Below are 1,023 nucleotides of genomic sequence, written 5' to 3'. Positions count from 1 at the left end.
GGCAAGGAGCGCCTGGGTCGGATCTCGAAGATGGGCAACCCAACATTGCGAACCCTGCTGATCCTGGGAGCGACGACGGTGCTGCGCCATGTCCGCAATGGCGCGCGCGCCTCGATGTGGATGACGGCGCTTCTGGCGCGCCGACCGCCGAAGGTCGCCGCGGTCGCGCTCGCCAATAAAATGGCTCGGATCATCTGGGCGCTGCTGGTGAAAGCGGCCACACGCGGCTACGCGGCCAAAGCTCAAGAGCCATTCGCACTGGATTCTCGACTGCACCCGCCAGTCTGATTGAAATGATCACAACGGGGCACCGAAGCCCTCCGAATTCCCGGCGTCCTAGCGGCCTTCCTGTTCACCGTGGCCGTTTTGGGCTTCAGGGCGTCGAGCAGAAACACGGCATAGGTTAATCAAGCGGCTTTGACGGACTTAATCTTCGACCCGACTATGAGGGATGCTGATCAGCACCCTCCCCTTGCCCGCCAACACAGAGATCACCAGAATGCCCTTGAACGATTGGCGTCCTGCGTAGACGCGTGGCATTCTGACCGATGACAATTTCCGCGCCAGCTTCGATTGCCGCGGCATAGCGTGCCTTATCACCCAGCTGCTTTGGCACGCATCTGGTGCTGCGGCAGAGGCTGACACTGAGATGACACAGCCTCCCGGTAGATGCCAAACCAACTCCAGCAGCCAGCACGTTAGGAAGCGCTGTGAACGTTCCCGTCGTTGGACGCTTCGCCTTCAGGCGCGCCGAGCTCTGGGCTGACGGCGTGATCCATGTCCTCGGCGTTGCCCTAGGACTTGGAGCCGTCGGAGCTTTGATCATCCAGGTCGCGAACTGCGCTCCGCTTTTCGACTTGATTCCAGTTTCGATCTACGGTGCCGCACTGCTCGCCGTTCTCATCGTTTCGGCCACCTACAACATGTGGCCGATCTCGCCGCGCAAGTGGTTCATCAGGCGTTTCGACCATTCGGCTATCTACCTCCTCATCGCCGGCACATACACCCCGTTCCTGATGAAAC

2 protein-coding genes are annotated in these 1,023 nt (G+C 60.4%); both read left to right on the top strand.

All coding sequences use genetic code 11. The features are described from left to right. Positions 1-288: transposase (locus tag AC1DVA_RS28635; RefSeq protein WP_476808166.1), on the top strand; the 288-nt coding region annotated here is incomplete at its 5' end. A gap of 422 nt (positions 289-710) precedes the next feature. Continuing rightward, positions 711-1,023 (top strand): PAQR family membrane homeostasis protein TrhA (trhA, locus tag AC1DVA_RS28630; RefSeq protein ID WP_476808165.1); only part of this gene is annotated, 313 nt, incomplete at its 3' end.

Source organism: Allobosea sp. P4_C6, assembly GCF_056402015.1.
Note: the sequence above shows the minus strand (reverse complement) of the source record. Positions and strands in the feature narration are given on the sequence as shown.